This is a genomic window from Nocardioides panacis, assembly GCF_019039255.1.
Lineage (GTDB): Bacteria > Actinomycetota > Actinomycetes > Propionibacteriales > Nocardioidaceae > Nocardioides_B > Nocardioides_B panacis.
Genome location: NZ_CP077062.1, coordinates 81,080 through 100,629, shown reverse-complemented (window position 1 = coordinate 100,629; position 19,550 = coordinate 81,080). Strand labels below are relative to the sequence as shown.

At 73.0% G+C, this 19,550-nt stretch carries 18 protein-coding genes, 1 tRNA gene and 2 pseudogenes; 5 read left to right on the top strand and 16 right to left on the bottom strand.

Annotated elements, in window-relative coordinates:
• Positions 1-99: 99 nt before the first annotated feature.
• A complete protein-coding gene (locus tag KRR39_RS00500) occupies positions 100-1,053 on the top strand; it encodes an SGNH/GDSL hydrolase family protein (protein WP_254185407.1) in 954 nt (317 codons plus the stop codon).
• A gap of 81 nt (positions 1,054-1,134) precedes the next feature.
• Here the strand turns inward: KRR39_RS00500 and KRR39_RS00495 are convergent, their stop codons facing one another.
• Both KRR39_RS00495 and KRR39_RS00490 read right to left on the bottom strand, forming a co-directional pair.
• Positions 1,135-1,983: a Bax inhibitor-1/YccA family protein gene (locus KRR39_RS00495; protein WP_216939888.1), complete on the bottom strand. Its 849-nt coding sequence runs from the start codon at positions 1,981-1,983 to the stop codon at positions 1,135-1,137.
• A gap of 165 nt (positions 1,984-2,148) precedes the next feature.
• On the bottom strand, positions 2,149-2,628 hold the full coding sequence (locus KRR39_RS00490) for a winged helix-turn-helix transcriptional regulator (RefSeq protein ID WP_216939887.1): 480 nt from the start codon (positions 2,626-2,628) through the stop codon (positions 2,149-2,151).
• Between the two features lie 102 nt (positions 2,629-2,730).
• Here KRR39_RS00490 and KRR39_RS00485 point away from each other — a divergent pair, with 102 nt between their 5' ends.
• Positions 2,731-4,020, top strand: coding sequence for an MFS transporter (locus KRR39_RS00485; RefSeq protein ID WP_216939886.1), 1,290 nt, complete (start codon positions 2,731-2,733; stop codon positions 4,018-4,020).
• A 15-nt stretch (positions 4,021-4,035) separates the two neighbouring features.
• Here the strand turns inward: KRR39_RS00485 and KRR39_RS00480 are convergent.
• The 6 genes and pseudogenes from KRR39_RS00480 to eno form a co-directional block, all read right to left on the bottom strand.
• Positions 4,036-4,111 (bottom strand) — tRNA-Leu (locus tag KRR39_RS00480).
• Positions 4,112-4,122: 11 nt separating this feature from the next.
• Complete coding sequence (locus KRR39_RS00475; RefSeq protein WP_302053531.1) at positions 4,123-4,965, bottom strand: uracil-DNA glycosylase; 843 nt, start codon at positions 4,963-4,965, stop codon at positions 4,123-4,125.
• A gap of 47 nt (positions 4,966-5,012) precedes the next feature.
• On the bottom strand, positions 5,013-5,936 hold the full coding sequence (locus KRR39_RS00470; RefSeq protein WP_254185406.1) for a Ppx/GppA phosphatase family protein: 924 nt from the start codon (positions 5,934-5,936) through the stop codon (positions 5,013-5,015).
• Positions 5,933-6,433, bottom strand: a complete 501-nt coding sequence (locus tag KRR39_RS00465; protein ID WP_216939884.1) for a DUF501 domain-containing protein — start codon at positions 6,431-6,433, stop codon at positions 5,933-5,935. The genes KRR39_RS00470 and KRR39_RS00465 overlap by 4 nt, the downstream gene beginning before the upstream one ends.
• Positions 6,430-7,083, bottom strand: a complete 654-nt coding sequence (locus KRR39_RS25445; RefSeq protein ID WP_302053610.1) for an FtsB family cell division protein — start codon at positions 7,081-7,083, stop codon at positions 6,430-6,432. The genes KRR39_RS00465 and KRR39_RS25445 overlap by 4 nt, the downstream gene beginning before the upstream one ends.
• 30 nt (positions 7,084-7,113) lie before the next feature.
• Positions 7,114-8,376: pseudogene (gene eno / locus KRR39_RS24025) on the bottom strand (phosphopyruvate hydratase); the annotation flags it as partial.
• Positions 8,377-8,494: 118 nt separating this feature from the next.
• Between eno and KRR39_RS00455 the strand changes: the two are divergent.
• Entirely contained in the window at positions 8,495-9,103 is a 609-nt protein-coding gene (locus tag KRR39_RS00455; protein ID WP_216939882.1) for an HIT family protein, read from the top strand.
• 3 nt (positions 9,104-9,106) lie between these two features.
• Here KRR39_RS00455 and KRR39_RS25760 read toward each other — a convergent pair whose 3' ends face one another.
• From KRR39_RS25760 to KRR39_RS00435, 4 genes are all read right to left on the bottom strand, one after another.
• Entirely contained in the window at positions 9,107-10,051 is a 945-nt protein-coding gene (locus KRR39_RS25760) for a nucleoside triphosphate pyrophosphohydrolase (protein WP_367303699.1), read from the bottom strand.
• Positions 10,042-10,731: a SurA N-terminal domain-containing protein gene (locus tag KRR39_RS00445; RefSeq protein ID WP_216939881.1), complete on the bottom strand. Its 690-nt coding sequence runs from the start codon at positions 10,729-10,731 to the stop codon at positions 10,042-10,044. Before KRR39_RS00445 ends, KRR39_RS25760 begins: the two co-directional genes overlap by 10 nt.
• A gap of 37 nt (positions 10,732-10,768) precedes the next feature.
• A complete protein-coding gene (gene mfd, locus KRR39_RS00440; RefSeq protein ID WP_216939880.1) occupies positions 10,769-14,377 on the bottom strand; it encodes a transcription-repair coupling factor in 3,609 nt (1,202 codons plus the stop codon).
• A gap of 81 nt (positions 14,378-14,458) precedes the next feature.
• A complete protein-coding gene (locus KRR39_RS00435) occupies positions 14,459-14,863 on the bottom strand; it encodes a VOC family protein (protein ID WP_216939879.1) in 405 nt (134 codons plus the stop codon).
• Between the two features lie 48 nt (positions 14,864-14,911).
• On the opposite strand from KRR39_RS00435, the gene ligD reads away from it, so the two are divergent.
• On the top strand, positions 14,912-15,877 hold the full coding sequence (gene ligD / locus KRR39_RS00430; RefSeq protein WP_216939878.1) for a non-homologous end-joining DNA ligase: 966 nt from the start codon (positions 14,912-14,914) through the stop codon (positions 15,875-15,877).
• On the opposite strand, the gene KRR39_RS00425 is transcribed toward ligD, so the two are convergent.
• From KRR39_RS00425 to KRR39_RS24015, 3 genes and pseudogenes are all read right to left on the bottom strand, one after another.
• Positions 15,874-16,488 carry an HAD family hydrolase gene (locus tag KRR39_RS00425; protein ID WP_216939877.1) on the bottom strand — a complete coding sequence of 205 codons (615 nt, stop codon included), beginning with the start codon at positions 16,486-16,488 and terminating at the stop codon, positions 15,874-15,876. The genes ligD and KRR39_RS00425 overlap by 4 nt on opposite strands.
• Positions 16,485-16,904, bottom strand: a complete 420-nt coding sequence (locus tag KRR39_RS24020) for an inositol monophosphatase family protein (RefSeq protein WP_254185796.1) — start codon at positions 16,902-16,904, stop codon at positions 16,485-16,487. Before KRR39_RS24020 ends, KRR39_RS00425 begins: the two co-directional genes overlap by 4 nt.
• A 28-nt stretch (positions 16,905-16,932) precedes the next feature.
• Positions 16,933-17,280 (bottom strand): annotated as a pseudogene (locus KRR39_RS24015) (inositol monophosphatase family protein); the annotation flags it as partial.
• Between the two features lie 276 nt (positions 17,281-17,556).
• Between KRR39_RS24015 and KRR39_RS00415 the strand changes: the two are divergent.
• Complete coding sequence (locus KRR39_RS00415; RefSeq protein WP_216939876.1) at positions 17,557-19,065, top strand: glycerophosphodiester phosphodiesterase; 1,509 nt, start codon at positions 17,557-17,559, stop codon at positions 19,063-19,065.
• A gap of 14 nt (positions 19,066-19,079) precedes the next feature.
• Here KRR39_RS00415 and KRR39_RS00410 read toward each other — a convergent pair whose 3' ends face one another.
• Positions 19,080-19,481, bottom strand: a complete 402-nt coding sequence (locus tag KRR39_RS00410; RefSeq protein ID WP_216939875.1) for an FAD synthase family protein — start codon at positions 19,479-19,481, stop codon at positions 19,080-19,082.
• Positions 19,482-19,550 lie beyond the last annotated feature (69 nt).

Genomic DNA, 19,550 nt, shown 5'->3' with positions numbered 1-19,550 from the left:
CAGTTTAGATCGCTCTCGTACAGTGGCGTCGTGGGGAAGGCTGGTGCGGCTCGCAAGCTTGCCGCCGCTGCTGCTTTCGGTGGCGGGGGTCTCTCCGTCGTGGGCGCCTCCCTGTACGGCGTCCTGCGCGCCGAGGCGGTCATCGCCCGGCGGCAGATCGGCGACGCGGTGGGCGAGCCGCCGGACTCCACGGGGTGGTACGGCATGGGCCGGCCCGGCCCCGCGATCAAGATCGCGCTGCTCGGCGACTCCTCGGCGGCCGGCTACGGCGTGGAGTCCGTGCAGGACACCCCGGGGGCGCACCTCGCCTCGGGGCTGGCCGAGGGCGCGGGACGCCGGGTCTACCTCCGCTCGGTCGCGTTCGTCGGCGCCCAGACCCGCGACCTGTCCCGGCAGATCGACAAGGCCCTGACCATCGAGCCGCACGCGGCGGTGATCATGGTCGGGGCCAACGACGTCACCCACTCCCGGCTCCCCTCGGAGTCCGTGCGGCTCCTCGAGGCCGCCGTGCTGCGGCTCCGGGAGGCCGGCACCGAGGTCGTCGTGGGCACCTGCCCCGACCTCGGGACCATCGAGCCGATCGCGCCGCCGCTCAAGCAGGTCGCCCGGCTGTGGTCGCGCCGGCTCGCGGCCGCCCAGACGATCGCGACCGTCGAGGCCGGCGGGCGGACCGTCTCGCTCGGGTCGGTGCTCGGGCCCGAGTTCGCCGCGACCCCGGCGCTGTTCTTCGGCCCGGACCGCTTCCACCCCTCCGCGGCCGGCTACTCCACGCTCGCCTCGGTGCTGCTGCCCTCGGTGCTGGCCGCGGTCGGCGTGATCCCGTTCGAGGACCTGGTGCCCGAGGCGGCCCGCGGCGAGGCGATCCTGCCGATCTCCGAGGCCGCGGTCGAGGCCGCCCGCACGCCGGGCACCGAGATCGACGGCACCCACATCGGCGGCTCGGCCCGCGGCGCCCGGGGTCGCTGGGTCCAGCTGCGCCGGCGGCGTCGCCAGCCCGAGTCCGACGTGGAGACCCCGCAGTCCTCGGAGACCGACCCGCACGTGCAGGCCTGAGCCCGCAGGCAGCCGGAGCACGAGGAGCCCCGCACCGTGGTCGGTGCGGGGCTCCTGCGTCGTACGGCGGGGCGGGGTCGGTCAGTCGCCGCGCAGGATCGCGAGGATGCGCAGCAGCTCGACGTAGATCCAGATGATCGTCACGGTCAGGCCGAACGCGGCCCGCCACGACTCGCGCTCGGGGAGGCCGGCCTCGATGCCGCGCTCCACGAAGTCGAAGTCCAGGATCAGCATCAGCACGCCGAGGCCCAGGCCGATGACGCTGGACAGCAGGCCCATCGGTCCGAAGCCGTTGAAGCCGAACGACGACCCGAACAGGCCCAGCACGACGTCGAGCAGCGCGACGGCGACGAAGCCGAGCATCGCGCCGACGACCCACTTGCGGAAGGTCGGGGTGACCCGGATGTTGAAGAACTTGTACGCCGCGAGCGTGCCGGCCACCGCGGCGAAGGTGCCGGCCACCGCGCCGACGACGATCCCGTGCTCGCCGTCGCCGAAGGACCCGTCGATCACCTTGCTGAAGGCGCCGACGAACAGGCCCTCGAGGACGGCGTAGGCGATCACCAGGCCCGGGCTGATCACCCGCTTGAAGGAGTTCACCATCGACAGCGCGAAGCCACCGAAGGCGCCCACCATCAGCAGGAGGTAGAGGACGCCGGCGTCCAGCGAGCCGGGCGCCGGGGTGAGGAACCAGGTCGCGGCCGCGACGAGCACGACCAACCCCAGGGTGATGCCGGACTTCTGCACGACCGAGTCGATCGTCATCCGGGCGTCCGTGGACGGACCGGTGTAGACGGGCGCGTCCTGGCGGCCACCGCCGTAGGGGTCGGTCCGGGTCTGCGTGCCGTAGGCGGGGTAGCTCATCCCGCTGGTCGTGGACTTGCCGTTGAAGCCCTCCGACCTGCGGAAGACAGGGTTGCTGCTCTGCATGTGTGGTCTCCTCCTTGGAGGCCGATGACTCCCGATCTGGGAGCCCGAGTGGAACCGCACGTCCATCGTACGTGTCCGCTACGGGGTAGAACGGTCGCGATGCGGCCGGTGTTCCCGCGGGTGCGCGTCTCTCAGCCGGTTTTTAGGTGCAGACGACAAATATTGTCAGCGGACCAGCGGCACGAGCGTCGCCGGGTCCCGGGGACGGCGCCACGACACGGTGCCCGGACGCAGCCGCTCGCCGCAGGCCGTGCACGTGTCGGCGCTGCCGGTGACCTCGCCGCACACCTCGTGCACCACGTCGAGCCGATGCCCGTCCGCGGCGGGCCGGTGCCGCTCCCCCCACTGCGCCAGGGCGTGCAGCACCGGGAACAGGTCGGCGCCGGAGGGCGTGAGGAGGTACTCCTCGCGGGTCCGGTTCCCGGCGTCGTACGGCGTCCGCGAGAGCAGCCCGGCATCGACCATCGCCGCGAGCCGCCGCGCCAGCACGTTGTCGGCGATCCCGAGCGCGGAACGGAGCTGCTCGAAGCGGGTGGTGCCGGTGAGCGCCTCGCGCAGCACCAGCAGCACCCACGGGTCGCCCACCACGTCCAGGGAGCGGGCGATCGGGCAGGCGGCGTCGGACCAGTCGGAGCGCAGCGGCACGGTGTCTCCTTCTCGACGGTCGGTGGCCGGATCTGGCTTGCTTGAGAAAAGTTTAGGCTGCTAGCGTCCTCGGCACCAGCCACCCGCTCCGAGAGAAGCCCGATGACCACCGTCACCCCCGTGCGCCACCGGGTGCATCCCGCCTGGCCGGTCGCCGCCGTCGCGTTCGTCGCGCTGCTCGGCGCGGCCGGCTTCCGGGCCGCGCCGGGCGTGCTGATGCTGCCGCTGCAGGACGAGTTCGGCTGGAGCCGGGGCACCCTGTCCCTGGCCGTCGGCGTGAACCTCGTGCTGTTCGGCCTCACCGCACCGTTCGCGGCCGCGCTGATGGACCGCTTCGGGATCCGCCGGGTGACCACCTGCGCGCTGCTGCTGATCTCGCTGGGCTCCGGGCTGAGCATCTTCGTGCGCGAGAGCTGGCAGCTGCTGCTGACCTGGGGCGTGCTGATCGGCCTGGGCACCGGGTCGATGGCGCTGGTGTTCGCGGCCACCGTGGCCCAGCGCTGGTTCGTGAGGCGCCGCGGGCTGGTGACCGGGATCCTCACCGCCGGCAGCGCGACCGGGCAGCTGATCTTCCTGCCGGTGGTGGCCGGCGTCGCCCAGTCGGCCGGCTGGCGGGTCGCCTCGCTGGTGATCGCGGCAGCCGCCCTGGCCGTCGTACCGCTGGTGCTGCTGGTGATGCGCGACCACCCCGCCGACCGCGGGGTCAGCGCGTACGGCGCGGACGAACCCGCGCACTCCCCCGTGCTCGAGTCCGACCAGGTCGACGTCGCCGCCCGGCCGGGCGCCGCACGGGCCGCGGTCGACGCGCTGCGCGAGGCGTCGCGGACCCGCACGTTCTGGGCGCTGGTCGCCGGGTTCGCGATCTGCGGCGCGACCACCAACGGGCTGATCGGCACGCACTTCGTGCCGGCCGCGCACGACCACGGCATGGGCGAGACCACCGCCGCCGGGCTGCTCGCGGTCGTCGGCATCTTCGACATCGTCGGCACGATCGGCTCGGGGTGGCTCACCGACCGCTACGACCCGCGGCTGCTGCTGGGCTTCTACTACTTCTTCCGCGGCGTCGGGCTCGCGCTGCTGCCGGTGCTGCTCGCCGGCTCGGTGCACCCGAGCATCGTCGCCTTCGTGGTGATCTACGGGCTGGACTGGGTGGCGACCGTGCCGCCGACCGTCGCGCTGTGCCGGCAGGCGTTCGGGAGGTCCGGGACCGTGGTCTTCGGCTGGGTGTTCGCCTCCCACCAGATCGGCGCGGCGATCGCGTCGGTGGCGGCCGGGTTCGCCCGGGACCGGACCGGCACCTACACGGTGGCCTGGTTCAGCGCGGCGCTGCTGTGCGTGGTCGCGGCGGTGATCTCGCTGCGGGTCCGGCGGTCCCCGGTCATCGCCGGGTGACGCGGGCTGCGGCGGTGGTGCCCCCGGTGGGACTCGAACCCACACTGCGAGGTTTTTAAGACCTCTTCCTCTGCCGTTGGGATACGGGGGCCCCGGCGGGCGTCATCCTTCCACGGCGAGCGCGGCGGCCCGGGTCAGCACGGCGTCGAGCATCGGCTCGGTCAGCCGGCCGGTGAAGGTGTTCTGCTGCGAGGGGTGGTAGCTGCCCAGCACGGTGACCTCGCGGCCCCCGGGTGCGGTGACCCGTGCCTCGGCGGCGTGCCCGAACCTCGGCTTCGGTCGCGGGACGTCGTACCCCAGGGAGCGGAGGGTGCGCAGCGCGGCGTCCCAGCCGTACTGCCCGAGGCAGACGACCGCGCGCACCGAGCCGCCGACGAGCTCGACCTCGCGCTCCAGCCACGGCGCGCAGGTGTCCCGCTCGACGGTGGTCGGCTTGTTGTCCGGCGGCGCGCAGCGGACTGCGGCGACCATCCGGGCGCCGAGCAGCCGCTGGCCGTCGCCGGCGTGCACCGAGGTGGGCTGTGCGGCGAGGCCGACCCGGTGCAGCGCGGCGAACAGCCAGTCCCCGGACCGGTCCCCGGTGAAGATCCGCCCGGTGCGGTTCCCGCCGTTCGCGGCCGGCGCGAGCCCGACGATCAGCACCCCGGGCGTCTCGGACCCCCAGCCGGCGATCGGCCGGCCCCAGTACGGCTCCCCAGCGAACGACGCCCGCTTGTCGCGGGCGACGTCCTCGCGCCAGGTGACCAGCCGCGGGCAGGCCCGGCAGACACTGACCTCTGCGGTCAGCTCCGCGAGGTCGGCCGGTCCGGCGGCCCGTCGTACGTCGTCGGGGGTACGGGCCACCGGGGTCGCGGCGGTGGCCGGGTCGTCCGGCCACCCGGTGCCGGGCGGGACGGGCGAGGGGAACGGTTGACGGGTCGCCGGGTGCGGGAGGTCGCTCGTCACGCCGCCCATCGTCACACCTCCCCCGGCCCCGGACGGACACCGGTTGCTCAGGCGATGGACCAGGCGATGCCGTCGAGGATGTCGGAGTCCGAGACCAGCAGCCGGTCGGCCCCCGACCTCCGCAGCACCCGGTCCAGGATCAGCGCGCCCGCCCCGATCACGTCGGAGCGGCCCGGCGGCACGTGCAGCAGCTCGCGCTCGGCGACGGTCGCGGCCAGCAGCCGGGCGGTGAGCTCGTGCACCTGCGCGGTCGAGAACGACGCGTGGTGCACGCGGGCCCGGTCGTAGTGGTCCAGCCCGAGCAGCACGGCGGCCACCGTGGTGACGGTGCCGGCGGTGCCCACCAGGGTGCGCGCGTCGCCGGCGTGCACGCCGTACGACGGGAGGGTGTCGAGCGCCCCGTCGACGACCCGGGTCGCGGCGGCCACCTCGGCCGCGGTCGGCGGGTCCGACGGCAGCAGCCGCTCGGTCAGCCGCACCGAGCCGATGTCCAGGGACCGGGCGGCGCTCACCCGGGCGGGCGCGTCGCCCAGGATCAGCTCGGTCGAGCCGCCGCCGATGTCGAGCACCGCCACCGGGAACGGTACGTCGACCAGGGCCCGGGTCGCGCCGTCGTAGGACAGCGCCGCCTCCTCGTCGCCGGACACCACCTCGGGCTCCACCCCGAGCCGCTCGCGGACCCCGCGGGTGAACTCGTCGACGTTGCCGGCGTCCCGCACCGCCGAGGTGGCCACGAACCGCAGCGCGTCGACGTCGTGGGTGGCGACGATGGCGGCGTACTCCTCGACGGCCGTGAACAGCCGGGCCAGCGCCTCGTCGGCCAGCCGGCCGGTGCGGTCGACGTCCTGGCCGAGCCGGACGATGCGCAGCTCGCGGACCAGGTTGTCCTGGGTGCCGGCCTTCGGGTCGACGTCGGCGACCAGCAGCTTGACGGTGTTGGTGCCGCAGTCGACCGCGGCGACCCGGGTCACGCGTCGCCGGCGCAGGCCGACGCGCAGGGACCGGACCGCCAGAAGTCGCCGAGCGCGTCGAGCACCTCGTCGCCGAGCGGGTTCACCCCGCGGCCCTGGGCCAGCGACTGGCCGGCGAGCACGTGCAGGCACTTCACCCGGGTCGGCATGCCGCCGGCCGAGACGCCGGCGATCTCGGGGACCTCGCCGATCGCCTCGCGGTAGGCGAGGTAGGACTCGTGCGCCGCCCGGTAGGCCGCGGCCAGCTCGGGGTCCTGCTCGAGCCGGTCCGACATCTCCTTCATCAGTCCGGACGCCTCGAGGGTGCCGATCAGCGACGCGGCCCGCGGGCAGGTCAGGTAGAAGGTCGTCGGGAACGGCGTGCCGTCGGGCAGCCGCGGCTCGGTGGCCACGACGTCCGGGTTGCCGCACGGGCACCGGTGCCCGATCGCGTGGATGCCCCGCGGGGGCCGGCCGAGCTGAGCCGCGATGACCGCCTCGTCACCGGGTTCGATCACTGCTTCTCCTTGGGCACCGGCGGCGGCTTGATCTTGGTGACCGGCTGCGGCACGTCGCGTGCGGCGACGTCGGGCTTGCCGGCGGTGACCACGCTGCCCCACGCGGACTGCCACCACAGCGGCCGGGACGCCGCGGTGACCGCGGACGGGTCGGACAGCGTGTCGGTGTGCCCGAGCGGCTTGCCGTCGTCGTCGAGGACCTGGAAGCCGATCTCGCCGGGGAGCACCCAGCCGAAGCGCTGGTGGGCGATCGTGCGGACGTAGGCCGGGTCCTTCCAGCGCTTCTTCTCGCGCTGCAGGTCGGCGATCGTGGCCCGGGAGTCGGAGATGCTCGCGCTCAGCGCGGCCTGGTGCCGGCGCTGCTCGAGGTAGGCCCGCATGCTCGACGCGTAGGACACCATCAGCACCGCCAGGACCAGCACCAGGATGGCGGCCCGCCCGGTGAGCCGGGGGCGCGGCGCGGCCTGCCCCGGTCCGCGGCCCGGGGGGCGCTGGCGCGGCACGCCGCGCCGCGGGCCCGGCCCGGCCCCGGGTCGCGCGCCGGGGCCCGGCCGCGGGGTCGAGGCACGACGCGAGGCACCACGGGGACCGGACCCCGTGGTGCGCCTGCGGGGGTCCTGACCCCGTCCCGACGGACGACCCTGCGACATGCGGCTGCTCAGCGCCCCTGACCGAAGCGGGGGGAACGCGCCGCGACCGGCGTAGCGGGCGGCGTCGTCGAGCTCCTCCTCGATGCGGAGCAGCTGGTTGTACTTCGCGACCCGCTCGGAGCGGGCCGGGGCACCGGTCTTGATCTGGCCGCAGTTGGTGGCCACGGCGAGGTCGGCGATCGTGGTGTCCTCGGTCTCGCCGGAGCGGTGGCTCATCATGCAGCGGAAGCCGTTGCGGTGCGCGAGGTCGACGGAGTCCAGCGTCTCGGTGAGCGAGCCGATCTGGTTCACCTTGACCAGCAGCGCGTTCGCGGACTGCTCGGTGATCCCGCGGCCGAGGCGCTCCACGTTGGTGACGAACAGGTCGTCGCCGACCAGCTGGATCTTGGAGCCGAGCTCGGCGGTCATCGACGCCCAGCCGGCCCAGTCCTCCTCGTCGAGCGGGTCCTCGATGGACACGATCGGGTACGACGCGGCGAGGTCGGCGTAGTAGGCCTGCATCTCCGCGGAGGTCTTGGCGGCGCCCTCGAACTGGTAGGCGCCGTCGGTGAAGAACTCCGAGGCGGCCACGTCGAGCGCGAACACGATGTCCTTGCCGGCGACCAGGCCGGTCTTCTCCACGGCCACCGTGATCAGGTCGAGCGCCTCGCGGTTGTTCGGCAGGTCGGGGGCGAAGCCGCCCTCGTCGCCGAGGCCGGTGGCCAGGCCCTTCTCCTTCAGCACCGCCTTCAGCGCGTGGTAGACGCTGGCGCCCTGCTCGAGGGCCTCCCGGAAGGTCGCGGCGCCGATCGGCGCGATCATGAACTCCTGCACGTCCACGCCGGTGTCGGCGTGCGAGCCGCCGTTGAGGATGTTCATCATCGGGACCGGCAGCAGGTGCGCGTTCGGGCCGCCGACGTAGCGGAACAACGGCAGGTCGGCCGAGTCCGCGGCCGCGCGGGCCACGGCCAACGAGACGCCGAGGATCGCGTTGGCGCCGAGCTGCGCCTTGTTCGGGGTGCCGTCGAGCTCGAGCAGCCGGGCGTCCACGAGCCGCTGCTCGGAGGCCTCGAAGCCGACCAGCTCCGGACCGATCACGTCGAGCACCGCGTCCACGGCCTTGCCGACCCCCTTGCCGCCGTACCGGGTGCCGCCGTCCCGCAGCTCGACCGCCTCGAACGCGCCGGTGGAGGCACCCGAGGGGACCGCCGCACGGCCGATGGTGCCGTCGTCGAGAGCGACCTCGACCTCGATGGTGGGGTTGCCGCGCGAGTCGAGGATCTCGCGTGCGCCGACTGCCTCGATGGACGCCACGATGTGCTCCTGCAGGTCGAAGGGACGGGTAGATACACAAGCCCGACCAGCCTAACGGCGCGGCCCCGGCGACGGCGGCACGGCTCGCCCTGCGAGGCCGACTGGCAGACTGCGCCGCATGACCGCACACCGGACCGGTCCGGCCCAGTCGCCGTACCACCAGCGCCTGCCCTACGGGGAGCGGCTCTCGGCGGCGCCGCTCACCGGCTCGCCGTTCTTCGGCTTCGAGGGCGACCTGTCGATGCAGCCGCTCGAGCCGATGCTGGTCCCCGAGGAGCCGCGCAGCGGCGAGCTCGACCCCGCCGGGTGCTTCCACTGTCGGCCGTCGCCCGAGCGCCTGATCTGGCGCGACGAGCGGTGGCACGTCGGGGCAGCGCCGGTCACCGGGCTGCCGTTCGTCGCCGGCCTCGCACCGAACGCGCACGTCCGGCTCGACCAGATGGACGCCGCCCTGCTCGCGACGTTCGGCGACCTCGTGCAGCGGCTCGCCGGTGCGGTGCAGTCGCTCGAGGGCGTCGCCCGCACGCACTTCTCCCGCTGGGGCGACGGCTCGGCGCACTTCCACCTGCACTTCATGGCCCGGCCGCTCGGCATGATGCAGGGCCGCGGCGCGATGCTCGCGTTCTGGGACGACGTGCTGCCGCCGGTCGACCCGGCGCTCCTGGCTGAGCACGGCCGGCAGGTCGCCGCGGCGCTGGCCGCCCAGGGCGGGGAGGCGCTGGTCTGACGGCTAGCGGGACTCGGTGGCGCGGACGTCGGCGGCCAGCCGGGCGACCGCCCCGCGCAGCTCCTGCTCCGGGTCGAGCCCGGCGGCCCGGGCCTCCACGACCAGGTCGAGGAGCCGGCCGCCCGGCGACGGGTCACCGGGGCGGGGGTCCACGCCGGCCTTCGCCGCCCGGCCGAGCGTCTTGTCGGCCAGCGCGAGCGCCGGCAGCGAGGGCGGGATGCCGTCCAGCACCGAGGCGCGGCCCTTCTCCGCGGACTTCAGCGCCTCCCAGTTGCGCTCCACCTCGTCCGCGTCGGCGACGTCGAGCCCCGCGAAGACGTGCGGGTGCCGGTGCACCAGCTTGTCCACGATCCCGGCGGCCACGTCGTCGATCGTGAAGCCGTCCGGCTGCTCGCTGGCGACCCGGGCGTGGAAGTACACCTGGAGCAGCAGGTCGCCGAGCTCCTCGCGCAGGTGCGTGTAGTCGGGCTCCTCGGGGTCCAGGCCGTCGATCGCCTCGAGGGTCTCGTGGGCCTCCTCCAGGAGGTACCGCGCCAGCGACCGGTGGGTCTGCTCGCGGTCCCACGGGCACTCGGTGCGCAGCCGGTCCATCACCGTCACCAGGTCGAGCAGCCGGGCGCCCGGGACGTCGTACGAGCCGTGCAGCACCTCCACCTGGACGTCGCCGCCCCCGACGATCGCCGCGGCCAGGGCAGCCGGGAACGCCTCCGCCTCGGCGTCGTCGGCCAGCCACAGCACGTCACCCGTGCCGGCCAGGTCCAGCAGCGCGGCCACCGACGCCCCGGGGAGCACGTCGACCGGGTGGCCGGACGCCGCGACCGCCCGGGCCAGAGGCGAGTCCGCCGCGGAGGCCAGCCGGCGCGGGGCCGCCGCGACCGCGCTCCACGCGGACCAGGACAGCAGCCCGGGGGCGACCCGCGGGCTGGTGACCAGGAGGGTCAGGAGCACTTCTGGCTGGCCGGCAGCGACGCGACCCAGCCCTGGGACGGGTCGGGGCTGCCGCCGTCGGTGGCGCTCTGGGACTGCGCGACGGACAACGAGCCGCTCTCGTTGAGCAGCGCGTCCTTGGCGTAGGCGCCGAAGCGCGGGTCGACGGAGACGTCGACGTTCTTGGCGGCCCAGGCGTTGCGCAGCTTGGTGCCCTCGGAGACGGCCTGCTCCTCGGTGACGTTCTGGGCCCCGGTCTTGGTGAGCGCGCGGCGACCCACCTCGATCAGCATCAGCTGGCCCTCGGCGTAGGCGCGCAGGGTCCGGCGGAACACCGGACGCTCGGCGGCGGGCAGGTTGCCGATGCTCTTCGCGTTGGCGGCGAGGGCCGCGGAGACCTGCTCCTGGTCGGGCTGCACGCCCTGCGACTCGCCGTACTGGCGGGACAGCGAGCTCTTGATCAGCACGTCGAGCGCACCCTGCCGGGCCGCCCGGCTGGCCAGCTGCTGGGGCTGCTGCCCCGGCTGCTGGCTGCTGCCCTGCGCCGAGCACAGCGCGCTCGCGACGTCGTCGACCTCGTGGGCGCTGATGGACTCGGAGCCGATCACGGCGGCGGAGCCGGGGTGCGCGGCGCACGACGACATCACGAACGCAGCGGCCAGCGCCAGGACGGATCCCCTGACGGTGCGGGAACGGGTCACGGCGACTCTCTCCAACCTCTCGGACAAGCTCGGTGGCTCAGCTCGGCGTGGGCGCCGGTGCGCGGTCGACGACGGTGTCGATGACCTCGCGGGCCCAGGTGAGCAGCGCCTCGTCGCGGATCGGCTGTCCACCCACGACAGCCGTCGACGGACGGGGCACCAGCATCGTACGCACCCCGGGCTTGAGCAGGCTCTTGGGGTAGAGCCGGTTCAGGCGCACCGTGCCGGACTCCGGGAGCTCCACCGGGGAGAACCGGACGTACTTGCCCTGCAGGGTGACGTCGGTGAGCCCGGCCTGGCGGGCGCGGCCCCGGAACCGGGCGACCTGGAGCAGGCTGGCCACCGCCTCCGGCGGCTCGCCGTAGCGGTCCACGAGCTCCTCGCGGATCAGGTCGACGTCCTCGTCGGCCCGGACCTCGGCCAGGCGCTTGTACATCTCCAGGCGCAGCCGCTCGCTCTGGATGTAGTCGTGCGGCAGGTGCGCGTCGATGGGCAGCTCGATCTTGGTCTCCACCGGCTCGGGCGCGCCGTCCCCGCGGAACTCCGAGACCGCCTCGCCGACCAGCCGGACGTAGAGGTCGAAGCCGACGTCGGCGATGTGCCCGGACTGCTCGCCGCCGAGCAGGTTGCCGGCGCCGCGGATCTCGAGGTCCTTCATCGCGATCGCCATGCCGCCGCCGAGGTCGGAGTGCTGGGCCAGGGTCGCGAGCCGCTCGTGGGCGGTCTCGGTGAGCGGCTTCTCCGGCGGGTAGAGGAAGTAGGCGTAGGCCCGCTCCCGTCCCCGGCCCACCCGGCCCCGGAGCTGGTGCAGCTGGGAGAGCCCGAGCGTGTCGGAGCGCTCGATGAGCATGGTGTTCGCGTTGGACACGTCGAGCCCGGACTCCACGATCGTGGTGCAGACCAGCACGTCGAAGCGCTTCTCCCAGAAGTCCAGCATCACCTGCTCGAGCTGGTGCTCCCCCATCTGGCCGTGCGCGGTGGCCACCCGGGCCTCCGGCACCAGCTCGCGGATCCGGGCGGCCGCCCGGTCGATGGACTGCACCCGGTTGTGGATGAAGAACACCTGACCCTCGCGGAGCAGCTCGCGGCGGATCGCGGCGATCACCTGCCGGTCCTCGTAGGCGCCGACGTAGGTCAGCACCGGGTGCCGCTCCTCGGGCGGGGTGGTGATCGTGGACATCTCCCGGATGCCGGTGATCGCCATCTCCAGGGTGCGCGGGATCGGCGTGGCGGACATCGAGAGCACGTCGACCGACGTGCGGAGCCGCTTCATCTGCTCCTTGTGCTCGACCCCGAAGCGCTGCTCCTCGTCGACGATGATCAGCCCGAGGTCCTTCATCTTGATGTCGGGGTTGAGCAGCCGGTGCGTGCCGATCACGATGTCGACCCGGCCGTCGGCGAGCTCCTCGATGACCTGGGCGGCCTCCTTGTCGGTCTGGAACCGCGACAGGCCCTTGAGGATCACCGGGAAGCCGGCCATCCGCTCGCTGAAGGTGGAGAAGTGCTGCTGCACGAGCAGCGTGGTCGGCACCAGCACGGCGACCTGCTTGCCGTCCTGGACGGCCTTGAACGCGGCGCGCACGGCGATCTCGGTCTTGCCGTAGCCCACGTCGCCGCAGACCAGGCGGTCCATCGGGACCTGCAGCTCCATGTCCCGCTTGACCTCGTCGACGGTCGAGAGCTGGTCGGGCGTCTCCACGAACGGGAACGCGTCCTCGAGCTCGCGCTGCCACGGGCTGTCCGGCCCGAACGCGTGGCCGCGGGTCGCCTGCCGCGCGGCGTACAGCTTGATCAGCTCGGCGGCGATCTGCTTGACCGCCTTGCGGGCGCGGCTCTTGCGCTTGGACCAGTCGGCGCCGCCGAGCCGGTCCAGCGACGGGGACTCGCCGCCGACGTAGCGGGTGACCTGGTCGAGCTGGTCGGTCGGGACGTAGAGCCGGTCCGCGGGCTGGCCGCGCTTGGAGGAGCCGTACTCCAGGACGAGGTACTCCCGGGTGGCGCCCTGCACCTCGCGCTGCTTCATCTCGACGTAGCGGCCCACGCCGTGCTGCTCGTGGACGACGTAGTCGCCGGCCTTGAGCTCGAGGGGGTCGATCTGCTTCTTGCGCCGGGTCGGCATCTTGCGCATGTCCTTGGTGGACGCACGCTGGCCGGTCAGGTCGTCGCCGGTGAGCACCGCCAGGCAGAGGCCGGCGTCGACGAACCCGTGCTCCAGGGTCGCGGTCGTGACGTGCACCAGCCCGCGCTCCGGCTCCTCGTCGAGCGACTCGACGTAGCGCACCGCGACGTCGTGCTCCTTGAGCACCTCGACCATCCGCTGGGCCGGGCCGTGGCCTTCGTGCAGCAGCACCACGCGGCTGTCGTTGGCCAGCCACGCCTTGATGTCGGTGATCGCGCGGTCCATGTCGCCGCGGTAGGTGTCGACGGCCCGCACCGGCAGCGCGCGGGACTCCACGGCACCGGCCTCGGCGTCCACACCGGAGGACACGATCTCGCCGAGCGAGTCGCGCAGCGGGCGCCGGTCGGCGACGGCACCGGCGTCCGGGTCCAGGCCGAACGGCGAGACGCTCCACCAGGCCTTGCCCTGCGCGAGGCTCATCGCGCGGACGTCGCCGAGCGAGTGGTAGGACGCCTTGCCGAGGTCGATCGGGGCCACGCCGCCGCCGGCCGCCGCCGCCCAGGACGCCTCGAGGAACTCCTCGCTGGTGGCCACCAGGTCGTGGGCGCGGCTGCGGGCCCGCTCGGGGTCCAGCACCAGCACGTGGGTCTGCTCGGGCAGCAGGTCGACCAGCATCTCCATCTCGTCGACGAGCACCGGGGACAGCGACTCCATGCCCTCGACCGCGTGGCCGTCGCCGATCTTCTCGAAGATCTCTGCGAGCTGCGGGTGCTTCTCGCCGAGGATCCGGGCCCGTTCGCGGACCTCGTCGGTGAGCAGCAGCTCGCGGCACGGCGGCGCCCACAGCCGCGCGGCCGGCTCGAGGGTGCGCTGGTCGGCGACCGAGAAGGACCGGATCTCCTCGACCTCGTCGCCCCAGAACTCCACCCGCAACGGGTGCTCCTCGGTGGGTGGGAAGACGTCGATGATGCCGCCGCGGACCGCGAACTCGCCGCGCTTCTCCACGAGGTCGACCCGGGAGTACGCCGCGCCGGCCAGCCGTCGTACGACGTCGTCGAGCTCGACCTCGGAGCCCGGGGTGAGCTCGACCGGCTCGAGGTCGGCCAGCCCGCTCACCTGGGGCTGCAGGACGGAGCGGACCGGCGCGACGACCACCTTGAGCGGGCCGTTGGAGGCGTCCGTGCCGGGGTGCCGCAGCCGGCGCAGCACGGCCAGCCGGCGCCCGACGGTGTCGCTGCGCGGGGACAGCCGCTCGTGCGGCAGCGTCTCCCACGCGGGGTAGTAGGCCACCTCGTCGGGGTCCATCAGCCCGCCGAGCGCGCTGACCAGGTCCTCGGCCTCGCGGGCCGTCGCGGCCACGGCCAGCACGGTCCGGCCGGCGTCGACCAGCCCCTTGACCACGAACGGCCGCAGCGCGCTGGGGGCGGTCAGGTCCAGGGCGGGGACGAGCCCGTCCCGGGCGTCCTGCACCGCCCCGGCGAGGGTGGTGTCCTGGAGGACCAGGTCGGACAGACCACGCACACCCACGGGGGAACTCCTGCGTCTCGAGGCAACACGACTGCCCCCTCACACGCCGGGACCGGGGTTCGAGGGGGGTTCCCACCCAGTCTACGAGGTGCCGACGACACCCCGCTCGGCGTCGCTGCGCAGCACGCAGAACTCGTTGCCCTCGGGGTCGGCCAGCACCATCCAGCCGGTCCCGTCGCCGCGGACCTCGCGCTGGTCGTCGACCTGGGTCGCCCCGATCGACAGCAGCCGGGCCACCTCGGCGTCCCGGGTCCCGTCGACCGGTCGCAGGTCGAAGTGCAGCCGGTTCTTGACCCGCTTGGTGTCCGGGACCTCGATGAACAGCACCTGGTGCCCGGTCTCGGCGGACCGGATCATGCACTCCTCGTGGCCGGGCGCGTTGGGGTCGCCGTCGATGTCGACGTACCCCAGCACCTGCTTCCACCACTCGGACAGCCCGAAGGCGTCGGAGCAGTCGACGGACGTGTGCGAGATGAGGGAGGTCATCCCCGGAGTCTGCCGGTCCTCGGGGGCAGGTTCCACTAGGTTGCTGGCATGGCGGCCCCGAAGAGCCCGGCGGTGGAGCTGGAGATCGACGACCGCGTCGTGCGGCTGAGCAACCCCGACCGGGTCTACTTCCCGGCCCGCGGCGAGACCAAGCGGGACCTCGCCGACTACTACCTCTCGGTGCGCGACGGGATCGTCAACGCGCTGCGGGAGCGGCCCTGCATGCTGCACCGCTTCCCCACCGGGGTGAGCGGGGAGAAGGTGCACCAGAAGCGCGTCCCGGCCGGCGCGCCACCCTGGCTGGAGACCGTGCAGGTGCACTTCCCGCGGTGGAACCGCACCGCCGACGAGCTCTGCGTCACCGAGATCGCCCAGGTGGTCTGGGCGGTGCAGATGTCCACCGTGGAGTTCCACCCGTGGAACAGCCGCCGTGCCGACACCGAGTCCCCGGACGAGTGGCGCATCGACCTCGACCCCGGCGACGCCTGCGACTACGCCACGGTCCGCCGGGTCGCGCACGTCGCCCACGAGGTCCTCGACGAGCTCGGCGCCACCGGCTTCCCGAAGACCTCCGGCGGCTCCGGGATGCACGTCTACGTGCGGATCCGCCCGGACCACGGCTTCCAGGACGTACGACGGGCGGCGCTGGCGTTCGCGCGCGAGGTGGAGCGGCGCACCGACGACGTGACGACGACCTGGTGGCGCAAGGACCGGGACCCGACGAAGCTGTTCGTGGACTACAACCAGAACGCCCGCGACCACACGATCGCGGCGGCCTACTCCGTGCGCGGCAACCCCGAGGCGACGGTCTCCACGCCGATCCGGTGGGACGAGGTCGACGACGCCGAGCCCCGGGACCTCACGATCGCCACGGTGCCCGCGCGCTACGCCGATCTCGGCGACCTGCACGCCGGGCTCGACGCCGCGGTGTTCGACCTGTCCCCGCTGCTCGAGTGGGCGGACCGCGACGAGCGCGACGGGGCCGAGACCCCCGACCTGCCCGAGGAGTCCTAGACCGGCAGGCCGTGCCGGGCGAGGTGCGCGCGCAGCGCCGGCTGGCCGTCGTCGACGTGCCACTGCTCCGCGAGCAGGCCCACCGTGCGGGCCGCCTCGACGTTGGCCCGGTTGTCGTCGACGAACAGCACCCGGTGCGCGGGCTCGTGGAGCCGGTCCAGGACGGCGGTGAAGTAGCCGGGGTCGGGCTTCGCGACCCCGAGCTCGTAGGAGTAGAAGGTGGCGTCGAACAGGTCGGCGTACCCGAAGGTCTCCTGCATGTGCCGGCCGCGGTGCTCGTCCTGGTTGGTCGCCAGGCAGCAGCGGAGGCCGTGCCCGCGCAGCGCCCGGACGACGTCCTGGGTCTCGACGACCGGCTCGATGGTCAGCCAGACCTGCAGCGCGTCGTCGTAGCGGTCGGCCAGCCCCCAGCGCTCCAGCAGCACGGGCAGCACCTCGACCCAGCGTGCCCGGCCGGCCAGCGCGGGACGCTCCGCCTCGAACGCCTCGGCCAGGAACCCGTCCACGTCGTCCACGAGGTGGCCCACGACCGGCCGCATCGAGGCCTCCCAGCCCGCGGGCAGCTGCTGCAGCACGCCGTCGGCGTCCCACAGCACGGTCGTGACGCTCACTCGACCCCGTGCCGCGCGATGTAGTCGAGGATCACGTCGGCCAGCTCCGGCCGGCAGACGACCAGGTCCGGCAGCCACACCTCGGCCTGGTTGTAGACCAGCGGCGACCCGTCGACCCGGCTGGTGTGCAGGCCGGCCGACCGGGCCACGGCCACCGGGGCGGCGGAGTCCCACTCGTACATCCCGCCGGCGTGCACGTAGGCGTCGCTGACGTCGCGCACCACGGAGATGACCTTGGCGCCGGCCGACCCCATCGGGACCAGGTCCGCGCCGATCTCCTCGGCGAGCCGCTCCACGAACGCCGGCGGGCGGGTCCGGCTGACCGCGATGCGCGGCCGCGCGGCGGTGCGCGGGGGGCACCAGCGGCGGGCGGCCGGTGTCGAAGGTGGTGCCGATGCCCGGCTGGGCGACCGCACCGGCGACGAGCTCGCCGTCCTGCCAGAGGGCGACGTGCACGGCCCAGTCGTCGCGCGGCGGCTCGGAGAACTCGCGGGTGCCGTCGAGGGGGTCGATGATCCAGACCCGGTCGGCGGTCAGCCGGTCCCGGTCGTCGATGCTGGCCTTGCTCTCCTCCGACATCACCGCGTCGGCGGGCCGGTGCGCCGCGCACAGCGCCATCAGCAGGTCGTGCGCGGCCAGGTCGCCGGCGTCCTTGAGCTCCTTGCCCTCCAGCCCCTGGGCGCGGACCTCGGTCAGCAGCTCGCCGGCGACCGTGGCGGCCCACGCCGCGAAGGCGTGGTCGTCGGTGCGGGCAGCGGTCGTGGGGACGGGAAGGCTCGGGTTCTCGCTCACGACGGAAACCCTCTCACGTCGTGCGTACGGCAGGGAGCGCCCATGCGTCGAGCCTCCGCCGGTCGTCCATCCCTTGCCCGAGCGTGCGAGCAATGACAAAACCCGACCCAGATGGGACAGCGCGCCCTACGATTCGCCGTACGCGTCAACTCGTCGAAGGAGATCCGTCGTGGCCGGTGCGCCGAAGGTTGAGTCACTGCACGAGGCGCTGGGAGAAGTACCGTCCACACCGCGTGCAGGAACTGCGACAGCCACACGTGGGTCTGGGGCTCGTCGGTGACCGTCCCCGTGGGCACCGTCGCCAGTCGGCGGGCCTTCCTCGCAGCGGCGGGGGCCGGCATCGTCACGGGTGTGACCGGCTGTCGCTCGGTCTTGCTCGGCGACTCCTCGTCAGGTGCTTCTGCCGCCGCAGGCAGCGTCGAGGAGTGGGTGCGCAGCCGCCGGGCTCCGTACTTCATCGCGCACCGTGGGGAGGGCGACGTCTACCCCGAGCACACGATGCCCTCCTACCGGGCGGCCGTTGACGCAGGAGCCCGCGCGCTCGAGGTCAGCACCAGCTCCAGCAAGGACGACGTGCTCGTGTGCATGCACGACCTGACACTGGACCGTACGACCAATACGAGCGGACCGGTCAAGGCTCGTAGCTGGGCCGAGCTGCAGGACGTCGCGGTGGTGCAACCACAGCTCGGACCCAGGTGGACGACTCCGCCGCTGACGCGCATCCCGTCTTTGGAGGAGGTTCTGGAGGCATTCGCCGGGAAGACGGTGCTCTGCCTGGAGGCGAAGGTCGACATCGACTATCCGCTCCTGGTCGAGCTGGTCGAGAAACGCGGGCTGCAGAAGAGCGTGGTGTTCAAGTTCTTCCACATGAGCTCCCGGATCGCGGACGCGAAAGCGGCCGGCTACCCGGTCTTCGTCTACCTCGGCAGCGACGACGCCAGTGAAGAGGCCATCCGCGACGCTGCATCGGGTCTCGACAGGACGACCGACTACCTCGTGCTGCCCACCACGACTCTTGACGGTGCCGACCTCCCGGACGCGGCCGTGCGAACAGCCGTGGGGACTGGGGTCAGCACGTGGGTGTATCCCGTCCACCGCCGCAGCGAGGCCAAGCGCTACCAGGACCTCGGCGCGGAGGGGATCATCACCTCAAGTCTCGAGTACGTGCGCGAGACCTCACCCTTGGCGACCTCTGACCAGTGGGCGTCCAAGGCCATCGCCCCGGGAGAGATGACGCGGCACCCCGACCGGGCCGAGAACGGCCCCTCATGGACGAGCCAGGACGAGCTCACGCTCGCGCGCGACGGAGCCCAGCGCTTCCTCACCCTCGGGCAGCTCGCACCCGTCGCCAACGCGCAGGGTCGTTACAGCATCTCCTTCGAGGCACGGTGGAACAAGCTCCCGACCGACGTGGCCGCGGGCGGCTTCACCCTCGCCTTCGGTCACGTCGACGACGCGTACTACGAGCATCGTCTCGGCGCAGGAGACGGCTACCACGCCATCTGTCGCGCGGACGGCTCCCTGAGCATCTTCTCCCACACCCGTGGCTCGGCCGATGGGTTCCAGCTGAGCGGGACCTCGCAGGCGCCGATCAGGACCGGACAGTGGATGTCCATGCGGCTGGAGGTGACCCCGTCGACGCTGGTGTGGTCCCGGCTCGGGACCAGCGACGTCGCCAGCGTCGTGGCGACGGACGCGAGGTTCCGCGGCGGGTACCTGCACATCGGTCGACACTCAGCCGATGGCAGCCTCAGCCTGCGCAGACTGCGGGTCGACCCCGTGTGACCCTCACGCGGGAGTCAGATCGCCTCGCCCCTGGCGGCGATCTCGCGATGGAGTGCCTGACGAAGCAGGGTGCTGGAGGTGTGCACGGTGTAGGGCAGGTAGCACACCGTGACCCCGAGCGGCGCAAAGTCACTCTCGAGCCGGAGGCCCTTCTCGGTGCCGCGCCAGTCGTCGCCCTTGATGATCACGTCGAACCGGAGCCGCTCCCACATCTCGACCTTGCTGGGCACGTCCTCTTCGACCGCCTCGTCAACGAAGCGGATGCTGCTCACGATCTCCAGGCGTTCTGCGAGGGGGACCACGGGCGCCTTGCCCTTGGCACGGCTGCTCATCTCGTCGGAGACCACACCGGCGATCAGGTGGTCGCACGCCAACCGCGCGTTGCGAAGGATGTTCAGATGGCCGACGTGGAACATGTCGTAGACACCGGGGGGCGTAGCCAACCCGTCCGGACCTGGTCGCTCTCATGTCGTCCCCCGTAGCGC